General features: G+C 49.2%; 20 protein-coding genes. 14 read left to right on the top strand and 6 right to left on the bottom strand.

Features of this window, described 5'->3' with window-relative positions; genetic code table 11:
- Positions 1-39: 39 nt before the first annotated feature.
- The 8 genes from rpsM to arfA all read left to right on the top strand — a co-directional run bounded on the left by rpsM (position 40) and on the right by arfA (position 4,080).
- Entirely contained in the window at positions 40-396 is a 357-nt protein-coding gene (rpsM, locus tag ACJHWK_RS22775) for a 30S ribosomal protein S13 (protein WP_000090775.1), read from the top strand.
- Positions 397-412: 16 nt separating this feature from the next.
- Positions 413-802, top strand: a complete 390-nt coding sequence (gene rpsK, locus ACJHWK_RS22770; protein WP_001029684.1) for a 30S ribosomal protein S11 — start codon at positions 413-415, stop codon at positions 800-802.
- A gap of 33 nt (positions 803-835) precedes the next feature.
- Positions 836-1,456: a 30S ribosomal protein S4 gene (gene rpsD, locus ACJHWK_RS22765; protein WP_000135224.1), complete on the top strand. Its 621-nt coding sequence runs from the start codon at positions 836-838 to the stop codon at positions 1,454-1,456.
- A 25-nt stretch (positions 1,457-1,481) separates the two neighbouring features.
- Entirely contained in the window at positions 1,482-2,471 is a 990-nt protein-coding gene (locus ACJHWK_RS22760; RefSeq protein ID WP_001162094.1) for a DNA-directed RNA polymerase subunit alpha, read from the top strand.
- A 40-nt stretch (positions 2,472-2,511) separates the two neighbouring features.
- Entirely contained in the window at positions 2,512-2,895 is a 384-nt protein-coding gene (gene rplQ / locus ACJHWK_RS22755; RefSeq protein WP_001216368.1) for a 50S ribosomal protein L17, read from the top strand.
- Between the two features lie 106 nt (positions 2,896-3,001).
- The gene (locus tag ACJHWK_RS22750; RefSeq protein ID WP_000266493.1) at positions 3,002-3,370 is read left to right on the top strand and encodes a DUF1992 domain-containing protein; all 369 of its coding nucleotides are present in this window, start codon (positions 3,002-3,004) and stop codon (positions 3,368-3,370) included.
- Between the two features lie 10 nt (positions 3,371-3,380).
- On the top strand, positions 3,381-3,806 hold the full coding sequence (gene zntR, locus ACJHWK_RS22745) for a Zn(2+)-responsive transcriptional regulator (protein WP_001521437.1): 426 nt from the start codon (positions 3,381-3,383) through the stop codon (positions 3,804-3,806).
- A gap of 55 nt (positions 3,807-3,861) precedes the next feature.
- Positions 3,862-4,080, top strand: a complete 219-nt coding sequence (arfA, locus tag ACJHWK_RS22740; protein ID WP_000092696.1) for an alternative ribosome-rescue factor ArfA — start codon at positions 3,862-3,864, stop codon at positions 4,078-4,080.
- On the opposite strand, the gene mscL is transcribed toward arfA, so the two are convergent.
- The 5 genes from mscL to def all read right to left on the bottom strand — a co-directional run bounded on the left by mscL (position 4,077) and on the right by def (position 8,821).
- The gene (gene mscL, locus ACJHWK_RS22735) at positions 4,077-4,487 is read right to left on the bottom strand and encodes a large-conductance mechanosensitive channel protein MscL (RefSeq protein WP_000022442.1); all 411 of its coding nucleotides are present in this window, start codon (positions 4,485-4,487) and stop codon (positions 4,077-4,079) included. The genes arfA and mscL overlap by 4 nt on opposite strands.
- 129 nt (positions 4,488-4,616) lie before the next feature.
- Positions 4,617-5,993: a Trk system potassium transporter TrkA gene (trkA, locus tag ACJHWK_RS22730; protein ID WP_000691382.1), complete on the bottom strand. Its 1,377-nt coding sequence runs from the start codon at positions 5,991-5,993 to the stop codon at positions 4,617-4,619.
- A gap of 21 nt (positions 5,994-6,014) precedes the next feature.
- A complete protein-coding gene (rsmB, locus tag ACJHWK_RS22725) occupies positions 6,015-7,304 on the bottom strand; it encodes a 16S rRNA (cytosine(967)-C(5))-methyltransferase RsmB (protein WP_001308993.1) in 1,290 nt (429 codons plus the stop codon).
- Between the two features lie 45 nt (positions 7,305-7,349).
- Positions 7,350-8,297 carry a methionyl-tRNA formyltransferase gene (fmt, locus tag ACJHWK_RS22720; protein WP_000004456.1) on the bottom strand — a complete coding sequence of 316 codons (948 nt, stop codon included), beginning with the start codon at positions 8,295-8,297 and terminating at the stop codon, positions 7,350-7,352.
- Positions 8,298-8,311: 14 nt separating this feature from the next.
- Positions 8,312-8,821 (bottom strand): peptide deformylase, encoded by a 510-nt coding sequence (def, locus tag ACJHWK_RS22715; RefSeq protein WP_000114984.1) that lies wholly within the window; start codon positions 8,819-8,821, stop codon positions 8,312-8,314.
- A 129-nt stretch (positions 8,822-8,950) separates the two neighbouring features.
- Between def and dprA the strand changes: the two genes are divergently transcribed.
- The 6 genes from dprA to ACJHWK_RS22685 are packed head-to-tail and all read left to right on the top strand — an operon-like array spanning position 8,951 to position 12,745.
- Complete coding sequence (gene dprA / locus ACJHWK_RS22710) at positions 8,951-10,075, top strand: DNA-protecting protein DprA (protein WP_001521436.1); 1,125 nt, start codon at positions 8,951-8,953, stop codon at positions 10,073-10,075.
- Positions 10,047-10,520: a DUF494 family protein Smg gene (gene smg / locus ACJHWK_RS22705; RefSeq protein WP_000460672.1), complete on the top strand. Its 474-nt coding sequence runs from the start codon at positions 10,047-10,049 to the stop codon at positions 10,518-10,520. Before dprA ends, smg begins: the two co-directional genes overlap by 29 nt.
- Before the next feature lie 28 nt (positions 10,521-10,548).
- Positions 10,549-11,091, top strand: a complete 543-nt coding sequence (locus ACJHWK_RS22700) for a type I DNA topoisomerase (protein WP_001129723.1) — start codon at positions 10,549-10,551, stop codon at positions 11,089-11,091.
- Between the two features lie 4 nt (positions 11,092-11,095).
- Positions 11,096-11,668 (top strand): L-threonylcarbamoyladenylate synthase type 1 TsaC, encoded by a 573-nt coding sequence (gene tsaC, locus ACJHWK_RS22695; protein WP_407981373.1) that lies wholly within the window; start codon positions 11,096-11,098, stop codon positions 11,666-11,668.
- Positions 11,669-11,672: 4 nt separating this feature from the next.
- Positions 11,673-12,491: a shikimate dehydrogenase gene (gene aroE, locus ACJHWK_RS22690; protein ID WP_001521434.1), complete on the top strand. Its 819-nt coding sequence runs from the start codon at positions 11,673-11,675 to the stop codon at positions 12,489-12,491.
- Positions 12,488-12,745, top strand: coding sequence for a DUF1488 domain-containing protein (locus ACJHWK_RS22685; protein ID WP_170886354.1), 258 nt, complete (start codon positions 12,488-12,490; stop codon positions 12,743-12,745). Before aroE ends, ACJHWK_RS22685 begins: the two co-directional genes overlap by 4 nt.
- On the opposite strand, the gene ACJHWK_RS22680 is transcribed toward ACJHWK_RS22685, so the two are convergent.
- Entirely contained in the window at positions 12,721-13,275 is a 555-nt protein-coding gene (locus ACJHWK_RS22680; protein ID WP_001286217.1) for a gamma carbonic anhydrase family protein, read from the bottom strand. The two genes, ACJHWK_RS22685 and ACJHWK_RS22680, sit on opposite strands and share 25 nt — an antisense overlap.
- Between the last annotated feature and the right edge of the window lie 450 nt (positions 13,276-13,725).

Raw genomic sequence — 13,725 nt, 5'->3', positions numbered from 1 at the left:
TCAGCATGGAACGTACATATTAAATAGTAGGAGTGCATAGTGGCCCGTATAGCAGGCATTAACATTCCTGATCATAAGCATGCCGTAATCGCATTAACTTCGATTTATGGCGTCGGCAAGACCCGTTCTAAAGCCATTCTGGCTGCAGCGGGTATCGCTGAAGATGTTAAGATCAGTGAGCTGTCTGAAGGACAAATCGACACGCTGCGTGACGAAGTTGCCAAATTTGTCGTTGAAGGTGATCTGCGCCGTGAAATCAGCATGAGCATCAAGCGCCTGATGGATCTTGGTTGCTATCGCGGTTTGCGTCATCGTCGTGGTCTCCCGGTTCGCGGTCAGCGTACCAAGACCAACGCACGTACCCGTAAGGGTCCGCGCAAACCGATCAAGAAATAATCGGGGTGATTGAATAATGGCAAAGGCACCAATTCGTGCACGTAAACGTGTAAGAAAACAAGTCTCTGACGGCGTGGCTCATATCCATGCTTCTTTCAACAACACCATCGTGACTATCACTGATCGTCAGGGTAACGCGTTGGGTTGGGCAACAGCCGGTGGTTCCGGTTTCCGTGGTTCTCGCAAATCCACTCCGTTTGCAGCTCAGGTTGCAGCAGAGCGTTGCGCTGACGCCGTGAAAGAATACGGCATCAAGAATCTGGAAGTTATGGTTAAAGGTCCGGGTCCAGGCCGCGAATCTACTATTCGTGCTCTGAACGCCGCAGGTTTCCGCATCACTAACATTACTGATGTGACTCCGATCCCTCATAACGGTTGTCGTCCGCCGAAAAAACGTCGCGTATAACGCTTCGTTTTCCAGGTTTGTTGGAGAAAGAAAATGGCAAGATATTTGGGTCCTAAGCTCAAGCTGAGCCGTCGTGAGGGCACCGACTTATTCCTTAAGTCTGGCGTTCGCGCGATCGATACCAAGTGTAAAATTGAACAAGCTCCTGGCCAGCACGGTGCGCGTAAACCGCGTCTGTCTGACTATGGTGTGCAGTTGCGTGAAAAGCAAAAAGTTCGCCGTATCTATGGTGTGCTGGAGCGTCAGTTCCGTAACTACTACAAAGAAGCAGCACGTCTGAAAGGCAACACCGGTGAAAACCTGTTGGCTCTGCTGGAAGGTCGTCTGGACAACGTTGTATACCGTATGGGCTTCGGTGCCACTCGTGCAGAAGCACGTCAGCTGGTTAGCCATAAAGCAATTATGGTAAACGGTCGTGTTGTTAACATCGCTTCTTATCAGGTTAGTCCGAATGACGTTGTAAGCATTCGTGAGAAAGCGAAGAAGCAGTCTCGCGTGAAAGCCGCTCTGGAGCTGGCTGAGCAGCGTGAAAAGCCAACCTGGCTGGAAGTTGATGCTGGCAAGATGGAAGGTACGTTTAAGCGTAAGCCGGAGCGTTCTGATCTGTCTGCGGACATTAACGAACACCTGATCGTCGAGCTTTACTCCAAGTAAAGCTTAGTACCAAAGAGAGGACACAATGCAGGGTTCTGTGACAGAGTTTCTAAAACCGCGCCTGGTTGATATCGAGCAAGTGAGTTCGACGCACGCCAAGGTGACCCTTGAGCCTTTAGAGCGTGGCTTTGGCCATACTCTGGGTAACGCACTGCGCCGTATTCTGCTCTCATCGATGCCGGGTTGCGCGGTGACCGAGGTTGAGATTGATGGTGTACTACATGAGTACAGCACCAAAGAAGGCGTTCAGGAAGATATCCTGGAAATCCTGCTCAACCTGAAAGGGCTGGCGGTGAGAGTTCAGGGCAAAGATGAAGTTATTCTTACCTTGAATAAATCTGGCATTGGCCCTGTGACTGCAGCCGATATCACCCACGACGGTGATGTCGAAATCGTCAAGCCGCAGCACGTGATCTGCCACCTGACCGATGAGAACGCGTCTATTAGCATGCGTATCAAAGTTCAGCGCGGTCGTGGTTATGTGCCGGCTTCTACCCGAATTCATTCGGAAGAAGATGAGCGCCCAATCGGCCGTCTGCTGGTCGACGCATGCTACAGCCCTGTGGAGCGTATTGCCTACAATGTTGAAGCAGCGCGTGTAGAACAGCGTACCGACCTGGACAAGCTGGTCATCGAAATGGAAACCAACGGCACAATCGATCCTGAAGAGGCGATTCGTCGTGCGGCAACCATTCTGGCTGAACAACTGGAAGCTTTCGTTGACTTACGTGATGTACGTCAGCCTGAAGTGAAAGAAGAGAAACCAGAGTTCGATCCGATCCTGCTGCGCCCTGTTGACGATCTGGAATTGACTGTCCGCTCTGCTAACTGCCTTAAAGCAGAAGCTATCCACTATATCGGTGATCTGGTACAGCGTACCGAGGTTGAGCTCCTTAAAACGCCTAACCTTGGTAAAAAATCTCTTACTGAGATTAAAGACGTGCTGGCTTCCCGTGGACTGTCTCTGGGCATGCGCCTGGAAAACTGGCCACCGGCAAGCATCGCTGACGAGTAACCGGATCACAGGTTAAGGTTTTACTGAGAAGGATAAGGTCATGCGCCATCGTAAGAGTGGTCGTCAACTGAACCGCAACAGCAGCCATCGCCAGGCTATGTTCCGCAATATGGCAGGTTCACTGGTTCGTCATGAAATCATCAAGACGACTCTGCCTAAAGCGAAAGAGCTGCGCCGCGTAGTTGAGCCGCTGATTACTCTTGCCAAGACTGATAGCGTTGCTAATCGTCGTCTGGCATTCGCCCGTACTCGTGATAACGAGATCGTGGCAAAACTGTTTAACGAACTGGGCCCGCGTTTCGCGAGCCGTGCCGGTGGTTACACTCGTATTCTGAAGTGTGGCTTCCGTGCAGGCGACAACGCGCCGATGGCTTACATCGAGCTGGTTGATCGTTCAGAGAAAGCAGAAGCTGCTGCAGAGTAATCTGAAGCAACGTAAAAAAACCCGCCCCGGCGGGTTTTTTTATACCCGTAGCATCCCCACTTATCTACAATAGCTGTACTCTTTTTGTTCATCCCCTGGAGTATATATGTGGTTACTTGACCAGTGGGCAGAGCGTCATATAGCAGAAGCGCAAGCGAAAGGTGAGTTTGATAACCTGGCAGGTAGCGGCGAACCATTGATACTGGATGATGATTCTCATGTGCCACCGGAATTACGTGCGGGGTATCGCTTGTTGAAGAATGCCGGTTGCTTGCCGCCAGAACTTGAGCAGCGGAGGGAAGCAATTCAGCTTCTGGATATCCTGAGAGGTATCCGTCACGATGATCCGCAATATCAAGAGGTTAGCCGTCGATTGTCATTACTGGAATTGAAGCTGCGACAAGCTGGATTGAGTACCGATTTTTTACGCGGCGATTATGCTGACAAGTTGTTGAACAAAATCAACGATAACTAGTGGAGTATGTATGTATCGCATTGGTGAGCTGGCAAAAATGGCGGATGTAACACCCGACACGATTCGTTATTACGAAAAGCAGCAGATGATGGAGCATGAAGTACGCACCGAAGGTGGGTTTCGCCTGTATACCGAAAGCGATCTCCAGCGATTGAAATTTATCCGCCATGCCAGACAACTTGGTTTTAGTCTGGAGTCGATCCGCGAGTTGCTGTCGATCCGTATCGATCCTGAACACCATACTTGTCAGGAGTCAAAAGGTATTGTGCAGGAAAGATTGCAGGAAGTCGAAGCACGGATAGCCGAGTTGCAGAGTATGCAGCGTTCCCTTCAACGCCTTAACGATGCCTGTTGTGGGACCGCCCATAGCAGTGTTTATTGCTCGATTCTTGAAGCTCTTGAACAAGGGGCGAGTGGCGTTAAGAGTAGCTGTTGATTTTTTGCACTGGCAGGATTACACTCGCGCCGTTAAATAACCAACTGGAGTTTTTATGAGCCGATATCAGCATACTAAAGGGCAGATAAAGGATAATGCGATAGAAGCATTACTACATGATCCCTTATTCCGACAGCGAGTAGAGAAAAATAAGAAAGGGAAAGGCAGTTACATGCGAAAAGGAAAACATGGCAATCGGGGGAACTGGGAGGCCAGTGGCAAGAAAGTAAATCACTTTTTTACCACTGGCCTTCTGCTTTCAGGCGCTTGTTAAGAGCGGTTATTCTGCTCTTTCAGCAAATCACGAATTTCTGTCAGTAATACTTCTTCTTTAGTTGGTGCAGGCGCGGCTGCTGGTTCTTCTTTTTTCCGATTCAGTTTGTTGATTAGCTTAATCGCCATAAAGATGGCAAAGGCTACAATCAGAAAATCAAAGACGTTTTGAATGAAGACACCGTAATGCATCACAACAGCAGGGATATCCCCCTGCGCATCGCGTAGCGTGACAGCAAACTGTTTGAAATCGATCCCGCCAATTAATAACCCCAGAGGTGGCATAATGATATCGGCAACCAGTGAAGATACAATCTTCCCGAATGCCGCACCGATAATGACACCCACCGCCAAATCCACCACGTTCCCGCGCATCGCAAATTCGCGAAATTCTTTAATAATGCTCATGTTATTCTCCCTATGAAGCCGACAATCATAAGTCTAACAAATGTTAAGCTATTTTCCTGCCAGGAGTGAATTTAATTAATCCCTGATAATCAAAGGGAAATAATAAGGCGTCATTAGACGCCTTATTAATTACAAGAAGAAAGGACTTGGCTGGAAGAGTCTTTCGACGTCGGTAATAAACTTTTTATCTGTGAGGAACATAATTACGTGATCGCCTTGCTCAATGCGCAGATTGTCATTGGCAATCATCACGTCGTTTCCACGTACCACCGCTCCAATAATCGTTCCTGGCGGTAGCTTGATTTCATCAATGACTCTGCCGACAACGCGTGAGGTACTTTCATCACCGTGAGCAACGGCTTCAATAGCTTCTGCTACGCCGCGGCGCAATGAGGAAACACCAACAATATCTGCTTTTCGCACATGGCTAAGCAACGCGGAAATCGTTGCTTGTTGCGGTGAAATCGCAATATCGATCACGCTCCCCTGAACCAGATCCACATAAGCGCGACGCTGGATCAATACCATCACCTTTTTCGCACCCATACGTTTGGCGAGCATGGCTGACATGATATTGGCCTCGTCATCGTTGGTGACGGCAATAAACAGATCAACTTGATCGATATGTTCTTCGGCCAGCAGTTCTTGATCCGACGCATCACCAAAAAAGACGATCGTATTCTGCAACTTTTCCGCCAGTTCGGCAGCGCGTTGCTGATTACGTTCGATGAGTTTAACGCTGTAATCTTTTTCCAGACGACGCGCCAGCCCTGCACCGATATTACCGCCACCAACCAGCATGATCCGCTTATACGGTTTTTCCAGTCGCTGTAATTCACTCATCACCGCGCGGATATGCTGTGAAGCGGCAATAAAGAACACTTCATCACCAGCTTCAACAATGGTCGAACCTTGCGGACGAATGGGGCGATCGTGGCGGAAAATTGCTGCCACACGAGTATCGATATGTGGCATATGTTCGCGCATGGTCGAAAGTGCATTACCAATCAGCGGGCCGCCATAATAGGCTTTAACCACAGCGAGGCTGACTTTACCCTCAGCGAAGTTCACCACCTGCAATGCGCCGGGATACTCAATCAGTCGGTAAATATTATCGATAACCAACTGCTCTGGTGCGATCAGATGATCAATCGGTACAGCATCTGAATGAAATAGTTTATCGGCATCGCGCACGTAGTCTGGTGAGCGGATACGAGCGATGCGATTAGGGGTGTTGAAAAGTGAGTAGGCTACCTGGCAGGCAACCATATTGGTTTCATCTGAACTAGTTACAGCAACCAGCATATCGGCGTCGTCGGCACCTGCCTCCCGCAATACGCGTGGATGAGAGCCATGCCCCTGCACGACTCGCAGGTCAAATTTATCCTGCAAGGTCCGCAGACGCTCACCGTTGGTATCGACAACAGTAATATCGTTGTTCTCGCCAACCAGGTTTTCCGCCAGTGTGCCGCCAACCTGGCCGGCACCCAGAATGATAATTTTCATCAGTCGCGACCCGTTATCTCATCACTTTTTGATTAGCTTAGCGTAAAAGAAGCCGTCGCCCTCTTCGGCACCAGGCAGATTTTGCTTACCCGGTTGTTCTGGTGTTCCTGTTTCGCAAAGTTCGGCATCAGCGGTACGTTGCAAAAAGGCTTTAATCTGCAGGCTATTCTCTTCCGGTAACACCGAACAGGTGGCATAGACCAGGGTTCCACCGGATTTTAAATGCGGCCAAATGGCGTCGAGAATTTCAGACTGCAATTGCGCGAGTTCCGGGATATCGCGATCGCGACGTAACCATTTAATATCCGGATGGCGACGAATCACACCGGTTGCTGAACAAGGCGCATCTAATAAAATGCGATCAAACTGTTGCTCGCCACACCATTGGGAAGGGTAGCGGCCATCACCTTGTTTCACGGTCGCCTTCATACCAAGGCGTTTTAAATTGTCGTAAACGCGAGAGAGGCGCTGTTCGTCAATATCAACCGCAACAACCTGCGCTTCTGGTGCCACCTCAAGGATATGCGTTGTTTTACCGCCGGGGGCGGCACAAAGATCCAAAATGTGTTCACCGTTTTGTGGCGCAAGCCAGCTCATGCAACCTTGTGCTGATGCATCCTGAACGGTAACCCATCCGTCTTCAAAACCAGGTAGCGCATGAACAGGTGCAGGTGTTTCCAGCCGTACAGCATCAGGGTAATCCGCATGCGGGAAACCTTTCATTCCTGCTTCATCCAGCAATGCAAGCCAGCTGTCGCGGGAATGATGCGTACGATTAACGCGCAGCCACATTGGCGGACGCTGGTTATTGGCTTCGACGATGGATTGCCACTGCTCTGGATACGCTTTTTGCAGACGCTTCAGCAACCAGGAAGGATGCAGATAACGTGCATCACTGGCATTAAACTCGGCTAATAACTCTTCTTGCTGACGCTGGAACTGGCGTAATACACCGTTTATCAACCCTTTAAGTTGCGGGCGCTTAATTGCGATAGCGCCTTCAACCGTTTCAGCCAGCGCAGCATGAGGTGGTATGCGGGTATAAAGCAGTTGATACAAACCAACCATAATCAGGTAATGCACAGTGCGCTGTTTGCCGGTCATCGGACGGGCCATTAACTTATTAATCAGCCAGTCTAACTGTGAAAGCGTACGCAGTACGCCAAAGCACAACTCTTGAAGAAGTGCTTTGTCTTTATCGGAAACTTTTTGCTGGAGCGGTGGCAGAATGTTGCTTAATGATTGCCCTTGCTCGACGACTTGTTCAACGGCCTGGGCCGCCATGCTACGTAAATTACGTTGTTTTTTCATAAGTATAAAAATGCCCGGCAAGACCGGGCTTAGAAGAGTGGACTATCAGACCAGACGGTTGCCCGGAACAAACCATTCCCGACGAGAGTTCAGGAGGTCTTGCGCGCTCATCGCTTTCTTACCCGCAGGTTGTAACGAGAGCAGGTTCAGGATGCCATCACCAGTCGCAACCTGAATGCCTTGTTTGTTGGCTTCAAGGATCGTTCCTGGTGCAGCGTTGGTTGTCGTATCAATGACCGATGCTTTCCAGACTTTAACCGGCTGTCCTTCAATTTCCAGCCAGCTCATTGGCCATGGATTGAAAGCGCGAATGCAGCGTTCAAGCTGTGCTGCCGAAAGTGACCAGTCAATACGCGCTTCTTCTTTACTCAACTTTTCGGCGTAAGTGACAAGAGTTTCGTCCTGAACTTCTGGTTTCGCCGTGCCGTCTGCCAATTGTTTCAACGTGGTGATAAGCCCTTGTGGGCCAAGCTCTGCCAGCTTGTCGTACAGCGTACCACTGGTATCTTCTGCAGTAATCGGGCAGGAGAGCTTATAGAGCATGTCACCGGTGTCTAAACCAACATCCATTTGCATAATGGTCACACCAGTTTCTGCATCACCCGCCCATAGTGAGCGTTGGATTGGTGCAGCACCGCGCCAGCGTGGCAGCAGTGAACCATGAACGTTGATACAGCCAAGACGCGGCATCTCCAGCACTGCTTTAGGCAGAATTAAGCCATAGGCGACGACAACCATAACATCAGCCTGTAGATCGGCGACCAGTTGCTGGTTTTCTTGTGGACGCAGGGAAACCGGTTGAAAAACGGGCAGACCTTTTTCCTCAGCCAGAACTTTAACCGGGCTGGGCATCAGTTTTTTACCGCGTCCTGCTGGTCGGTCTGGCTGGGTGAACACGCCAACGACGTTATGACCAGAAGACAACAGCGCGTCGAGATGACGCGCTGCAAAGTCAGGTGTACCCGCAAAAATAATACGTAGTGATTCTGACACGTTAGTTCTTATCCTTAAGCCCGGGCTTTCAGACGATCCAGTTTTTCAACTTTCTGACGAATACGTTGTTGTTTCAGCGGTGACAGATAATCCATAAACAGTTTGCCGACCAGGTGATCCATCTCATGCTGAATACAGATGGCTAACAGACCGTCTGCTTCCAGTTCAAATGGTTTACCGTCGCGGTCCAGGGCGCGAATTTTAACTTTCTCTGCGCGTGGCACTAAAGCACGTTGTTCAGGGATCGACAGGCAACCTTCTTCAATGCCTGTTTCGCCGCTTTTTTCTAAAAGCTCCGGATTGATTAACACCAGCCGTTCGTCACGGTTTTCCGAAACATCAATAACAATGATACGTTGATGGATATCAACCTGGGTTGCCGCCAGGCCAATACCTTCTTCTGCGTACATCGTCTCGAACATATCATCGACGATACGCTGAATTTCTGCATTCACTTCTTCTACCGGTTTAGCAACTTTGCGAAGCCGCTCGTCCGGAATATGTAACACTTGCAAAACTGACATAAATCTCCAGAGATGTGTTCAGGAGTTAGAAAGATTATTTCTTCTATTCTAGACAAATCCCCCTCTGATTGACAGCATCACTGACCAATCGCAAAGATTGCTAAGGCTGCTTATGGCAGGGAGATAAGGATGGTCGATACAGAAATTTGGCTGCGTTTAATGAGCGTCAGCAGCTTGTACGGCGATGATATGGTCCGTATAGCTCACTGGCTGGCAAAACAGTCGCATATTGATGCGGTTGTATTGCAGCAAACAGGGCTTACATTGCGGCAGGCACAACGCTTTCTTTCATTTCCGCGAAAGAGTATCGAAAGCTCACTTTGTTGGTTGGAGCAACCCAACCATCATTTAATCCCTGCGGACAGCGAATTTTATCCTCCTCAACTTCTTGCGACGACAGATTACCCCGGCGCACTGTTTGTTGAAGGAGAACTGCACGCGCTGCATTCATTTCAGCTTGCCGTAGTGGGGAGTCGGGCGCATTCATGGTATGGCGAGCGATGGGGACGATTATTTTGCGAAACTCTGGCGACGCGTGGAGTGACAATTACGAGTGGACTGGCGCGTGGAATCGATGGTGTGGCGCATAAAGCGGCCTTACAGGTAAATGGCGTCAGCATTGCTGTATTAGGGAATGGACTTAATACCATTCATCCGCGTCGCCATGCCCGACTGGCTACCAGTTTGCTTGAACATGGTGGGGCTCTTGTCTCGGAATTTCCCCTCGATGTTCCTCCCCTTGCTTACAATTTCCCACGAAGAAATCGCATTATCAGTGGTCTAAGTAAAGGTGTACTGGTGGTGGAAGCGGCTTTGCGCAGTGGTTCGCTGGTGACAGCACGTTGTGCGCTTGAGCAGGGGCGTGAAGTTTTTGCCTTGCCGGGTCCATTAGGGAATCCGGGAAGCGAAGGGCCTCACTGGTTAATAAAACAAGGTGCGATTCTTGTGACGGAACCGGAAGAAATTCTGGAAAACTTGCAATTTGGATTGCACTGGTTGCCAGACGCCCCTGAAAATTCATTTTATTCACCAGATCAGGAAGACGTGGCATTGCCATTTCCTGAGCTCCTGGCTAACGTAGGAGATGAGGTAACACCTGTTGACGTCGTCGCTGAACGTGCCGGCCAACCTGTGCCAGAGGTAGTAACTCAACTACTCGAACTGGAGTTAGCAGGATGGATCGCAGCTGTACCCGGCGGCTATGTCCGATTGAGGAGGGCATGCCATGTTCGACGTACTAATGTATTTGTTTGAAACCTATATTCACACAGAAGCTGAGTTGCGTGTGGATCAAGACAAACTTGAACAGGATCTTACCGACGCAGGATTTGATCGAGAAGATATCTACAATGCCCTGCTTTGGCTGGAAAAGCTTGCGGATTATCAGGAAGGACTGGCAGAACCGATGCAACTGGCCTCTGATCCACTCTCCATGCGTATTTATACCCCTGAAGAGTGTGAAAGACTGGATGCCAGCTGTCGTGGTTTTTTGCTTTTCCTTGAGCAAATTCAGGTGCTTAACCTTGAAACCCGTGAAATGGTGATAGAGCGAGTGCTCGCGCTGGATACCGCAGAGTTCGACCTGGAAGACCTGAAATGGGTAATCCTGATGGTGTTGTTCAATATTCCGGGCTGCGAAAATGCGTACCAGCAAATGGAAGAATTACTCTTTGAAGTGAATGAAGGTATGCTGCATTAATCATTTCTTTAATTCAGCATAAGTTGTTATGGCGAAATCAGCACTGTTCACGGTGCGTAATAATGAGTCCTGCCCAAAGTGCGGGGCTGAACTGGTAATTCGATCCGGGAAACACGGTCCGTTTCTTGGATGCTCACAGTATCCGGCGTGTGACTACGTCCGTCCTCTGAAATCTTCAGCGGATGGACATATCGTCAAAGTTCTGGAGGGGCAGGTTTGCCCTGCATGTGGCGCAAATCTGGTATTACGCCAGGGACGCTTTGGTATGTTTATTGGTTGCAGTAACTACCCTGAATGCGAACATACCGAACTTATCGATAAACCGGACGAAACAGCAATTACATGCCCCCAATGCCGGACGGGCCATCTGGTCCAGCGCCGCTCCCGTTATGGCAAAACGTTTCACTCCTGTGATCGCTACCCGGAGTGTCAATTTGCCATTAACTTCAAACCCATAGCTGGAGAATGCCCTGAGTGTCATTATCCGCTACTCATCGAAAAGAAAACCGCGCAGGGTGTAAAACACTTTTGTGCCAGTAAACAATGTGGAAAGCCGGTTTCGGCGGAATAATAACGTGAATAATAACCTGCAAGGAGACGCTATCGCAGCTGCGATAGATGTCCTCAATGAAGAACGTGTCATCGCCTATCCAACGGAAGCCGTTTTCGGTGTCGGGTGCGATCCTGATAGCGAAACAGCAGTGATGCGACTGTTGGAGTTAAAACAGCGTCCGGTTGATAAAGGGCTGATTCTAATCGCCGCAAATTACGAGCAGCTTAAACCCTATATTGATGACACCATGCTGACTGACGCGCAGCGTGAAACTATATTTTCTCGCTGGCCAGCTCCTGTCACCTTTGTTTTTCCCGCGCCTGCGACAACACCGCGCTGGTTGACGGGCCGCTTTGATTCGCTTGCTGTACGAGTCACCGACCATCCGTTGGTGGTTGCTTTGTGCCAGGCTTATGGTAAACCGCTGGTTTCTACCAGTGCCAACTTGAGTGGATTGCCACCTTGTCGAACAGTAGACGAAGTTCGCGCACAATTTGGCGCGGCGTTCCCGGTTGTGCCTGGTGAAACGGGGGGGCGTTTAAATCCTTCAGAAATCCGCGATGCCCTGACGGGTGAACTGTTTCGACAGGGGTAACATAATGGAAACCTATGCTGTTTTTGGTAATCCGATAGCCCACAGCAAATCGCCATTCATTCATCAGCAATTTGCTCAGCAACTGAATATTGAACATCCCTATGGGCGCGTGTTGGCACCCATCAATGATTTCATCAACACACTGAACGCTTTCTTTAGTGCTGGTGGTAAAGGTGCGAATGTGACGGTACCTTTTAAAGAAGAGGCTTTTGCCAGAGCGGATGAACTTACTGAACGGGCAGCGTTGGTTGGTGCTGTTAATACCCTCAAGCGGTTAGAAGATGGACGCCTGCTGGGTGACAATACCGATGGTATAGGTTTGTTAAGCGATCTGGAACGTCTGTCTTTTATCCGTCCTGGTTTACGTATTCTGCTCATTGGCGCTGGTGGAGCATCTCGCGGCGTACTACTGCCACTCCTTTCCCTGGACTGTGCGGTGACAATCACTAATCGGACGGTATCCCGCGCGGAAGAGTTGGCTAAATTGTTTGCGCACACTGGCAGTATTCAGGCGTTGGGTATGGACGAACTGGAAGGCCATGAGTTTGATCTCATTATTAATGCAACATCCAGTGGCATCAGTGGTGATATTCCGGCGATCCCGTCATCGCTCATTCATCCAGGCATTTATTGCTATGACATGTTCTATCAGAAAGGAAAAACTCCTTTTCTGGCATGGTGTCAGCAGCGAGGCTCAAAGCGTAATGCTGATGGTTTAGGAATGCTGGTGGCACAGGCGGCTCATGCCTTCCTTCTTTGGCATGGCGTTCTGCCTGATGTAGAACCGGTCATCAAACTATTGCAACAGGAATTGTCAGCGTGAATCAGGCCATCCAGTTTCCGGATAGGGAAGAGTGGGACGAGAATAAAAGATGTGCATGTTTTCCTGCTCTCGTGAATGGTATGCAACTGACATGTGCGATCTCTGGCGAGAGTCTGGCGTATCGCTTTACTGGAGATACGCCAGAACAGTGGTTAGCGAGTTTTCGTCAGCATCGCTGGGACCTGGAAGAAGAAGCGGAAAACTTAATTCAGGAACAAAGTGAAGATGATCAAGGTTGGGTCTGGTTACTTTGATCCAGATATTCGTCCTTCCATTTCACGTAGTTATTTGCGGAATAGCGTAACCCAGCCTTCTCTTCATCACTTAACGGGCGGATCTGTTTGACGGGGCTACCGAGATACAGATATCCGCTCTCCAGCCGTTTATTTTGTGGGACCAGGCTACCCGCACCAATCATCACATCATCTTCTACTATTGCGCCATCAAGTAAAATTGAGCCCATCCCAACCAAAACTCGATTGCCAATGGTGCAGCCGTGGAGCATCACCTTGTGACCAACAGTGACATCTTCGCCAATGGTTAATGGGTTGCCATCTGGGTTGTACGAGGATTTATGAGTGACATGCAACATACTGCCATCCTGGATATTGGTGCGTGCTCCGATCTGTACATAATGTACATCTCCACGAATCACAACGAGCGGCCAGATCCCCACATCATCAGCCAGACGAACGTCACCAATCACGACGCTGCTATCGTCGATCATTACGCGCTGACCGATTTGTGGAAAAAGATCGCGGTATGGGCGTAAAACATCAGACATAATTACCTCAACAATAAATGATTTCCTAATGACTTTGGGTGCATTATTGGCCTTGTGCAAGTCTTTTAGCATGCAAAAAAGCACCGTTTTGTGTGCGAATGCAGCAAAAAGGATGAAAAAGCAACAAACAGAAAAAAAGATCAAAAAAGTACTTGTGCAAAAAATTGGGATCCCTATAATGCGCCTCCGTTGAGACGACAACGTGAAACACTTCACAAGATGGTCGTAACAACAAAGAGAAAAAATCCTGAAATTCAGGGTTGACTCTGAAAGAGGAAAGCGTAATATACGCCACCTCGCGACAGTGAGCTGAAGGCCGCGTCGCAACTGCTCTTTAACAATTTATCAGACAATCTGTGTGGGCACTCGAAGATACGGATTCTTAACGTCGCAAGACGAAAAATGAATACCAAGTCTCAAGAGTGAACACGTAATTCATTACGAAGTTTA

The organism is Escherichia sp. WS547 (assembly GCF_046486065.1).
In the GTDB taxonomy this organism is placed as follows: domain Bacteria; phylum Pseudomonadota; class Gammaproteobacteria; order Enterobacterales; family Enterobacteriaceae; genus Escherichia; species Escherichia coli.
Note: the sequence above shows the minus strand (reverse complement) of the source record. Positions and strands in the feature narration are given on the sequence as shown.

Excerpts from the sequence above, each read along its gene's own strand:
- smg (WP_000460672.1), top strand. The coding sequence starts at position 10,047 with ATGTTCGACGTACTAATGTATTTGTTTGAAACCTATATTCACACAGAA.
- def (WP_000114984.1), bottom strand. The coding sequence starts at position 8,821 with ATGTCAGTTTTGCAAGTGTTACATATTCCGGACGAGCGGCTTCGCAAA.
- arfA (WP_000092696.1), top strand. The coding sequence starts at position 3,862 with ATGAGCCGATATCAGCATACTAAAGGGCAGATAAAGGATAATGCGATA.
- rpsD (WP_000135224.1), top strand. The coding sequence starts at position 836 with ATGGCAAGATATTTGGGTCCTAAGCTCAAGCTGAGCCGTCGTGAGGGC.
- rsmB (WP_001308993.1), bottom strand. The coding sequence starts at position 7,304 with ATGAAAAAACAACGTAATTTACGTAGCATGGCGGCCCAGGCCGTTGAA.
- trkA (WP_000691382.1), bottom strand. The coding sequence starts at position 5,993 with ATGAAAATTATCATTCTGGGTGCCGGCCAGGTTGGCGGCACACTGGCG.
- zntR (WP_001521437.1), top strand. The coding sequence starts at position 3,381 with ATGTATCGCATTGGTGAGCTGGCAAAAATGGCGGATGTAACACCCGAC.
- aroE (WP_001521434.1), top strand. The coding sequence starts at position 11,673 with ATGGAAACCTATGCTGTTTTTGGTAATCCGATAGCCCACAGCAAATCG.
- ACJHWK_RS22700 (WP_001129723.1), top strand. The coding sequence starts at position 10,549 with ATGGCGAAATCAGCACTGTTCACGGTGCGTAATAATGAGTCCTGCCCA.
- ACJHWK_RS22680 (WP_001286217.1), bottom strand. The coding sequence starts at position 13,275 with ATGTCTGATGTTTTACGCCCATACCGCGATCTTTTTCCACAAATCGGT.
- mscL (WP_000022442.1), bottom strand. The coding sequence starts at position 4,487 with ATGAGCATTATTAAAGAATTTCGCGAATTTGCGATGCGCGGGAACGTG.
- ACJHWK_RS22760 (WP_001162094.1), top strand. The coding sequence starts at position 1,482 with ATGCAGGGTTCTGTGACAGAGTTTCTAAAACCGCGCCTGGTTGATATC.
- rplQ (WP_001216368.1), top strand. The coding sequence starts at position 2,512 with ATGCGCCATCGTAAGAGTGGTCGTCAACTGAACCGCAACAGCAGCCAT.
- dprA (WP_001521436.1), top strand. The coding sequence starts at position 8,951 with ATGGTCGATACAGAAATTTGGCTGCGTTTAATGAGCGTCAGCAGCTTG.
- rpsK (WP_001029684.1), top strand. The coding sequence starts at position 413 with ATGGCAAAGGCACCAATTCGTGCACGTAAACGTGTAAGAAAACAAGTC.
- ACJHWK_RS22750 (WP_000266493.1), top strand. The coding sequence starts at position 3,002 with ATGTGGTTACTTGACCAGTGGGCAGAGCGTCATATAGCAGAAGCGCAA.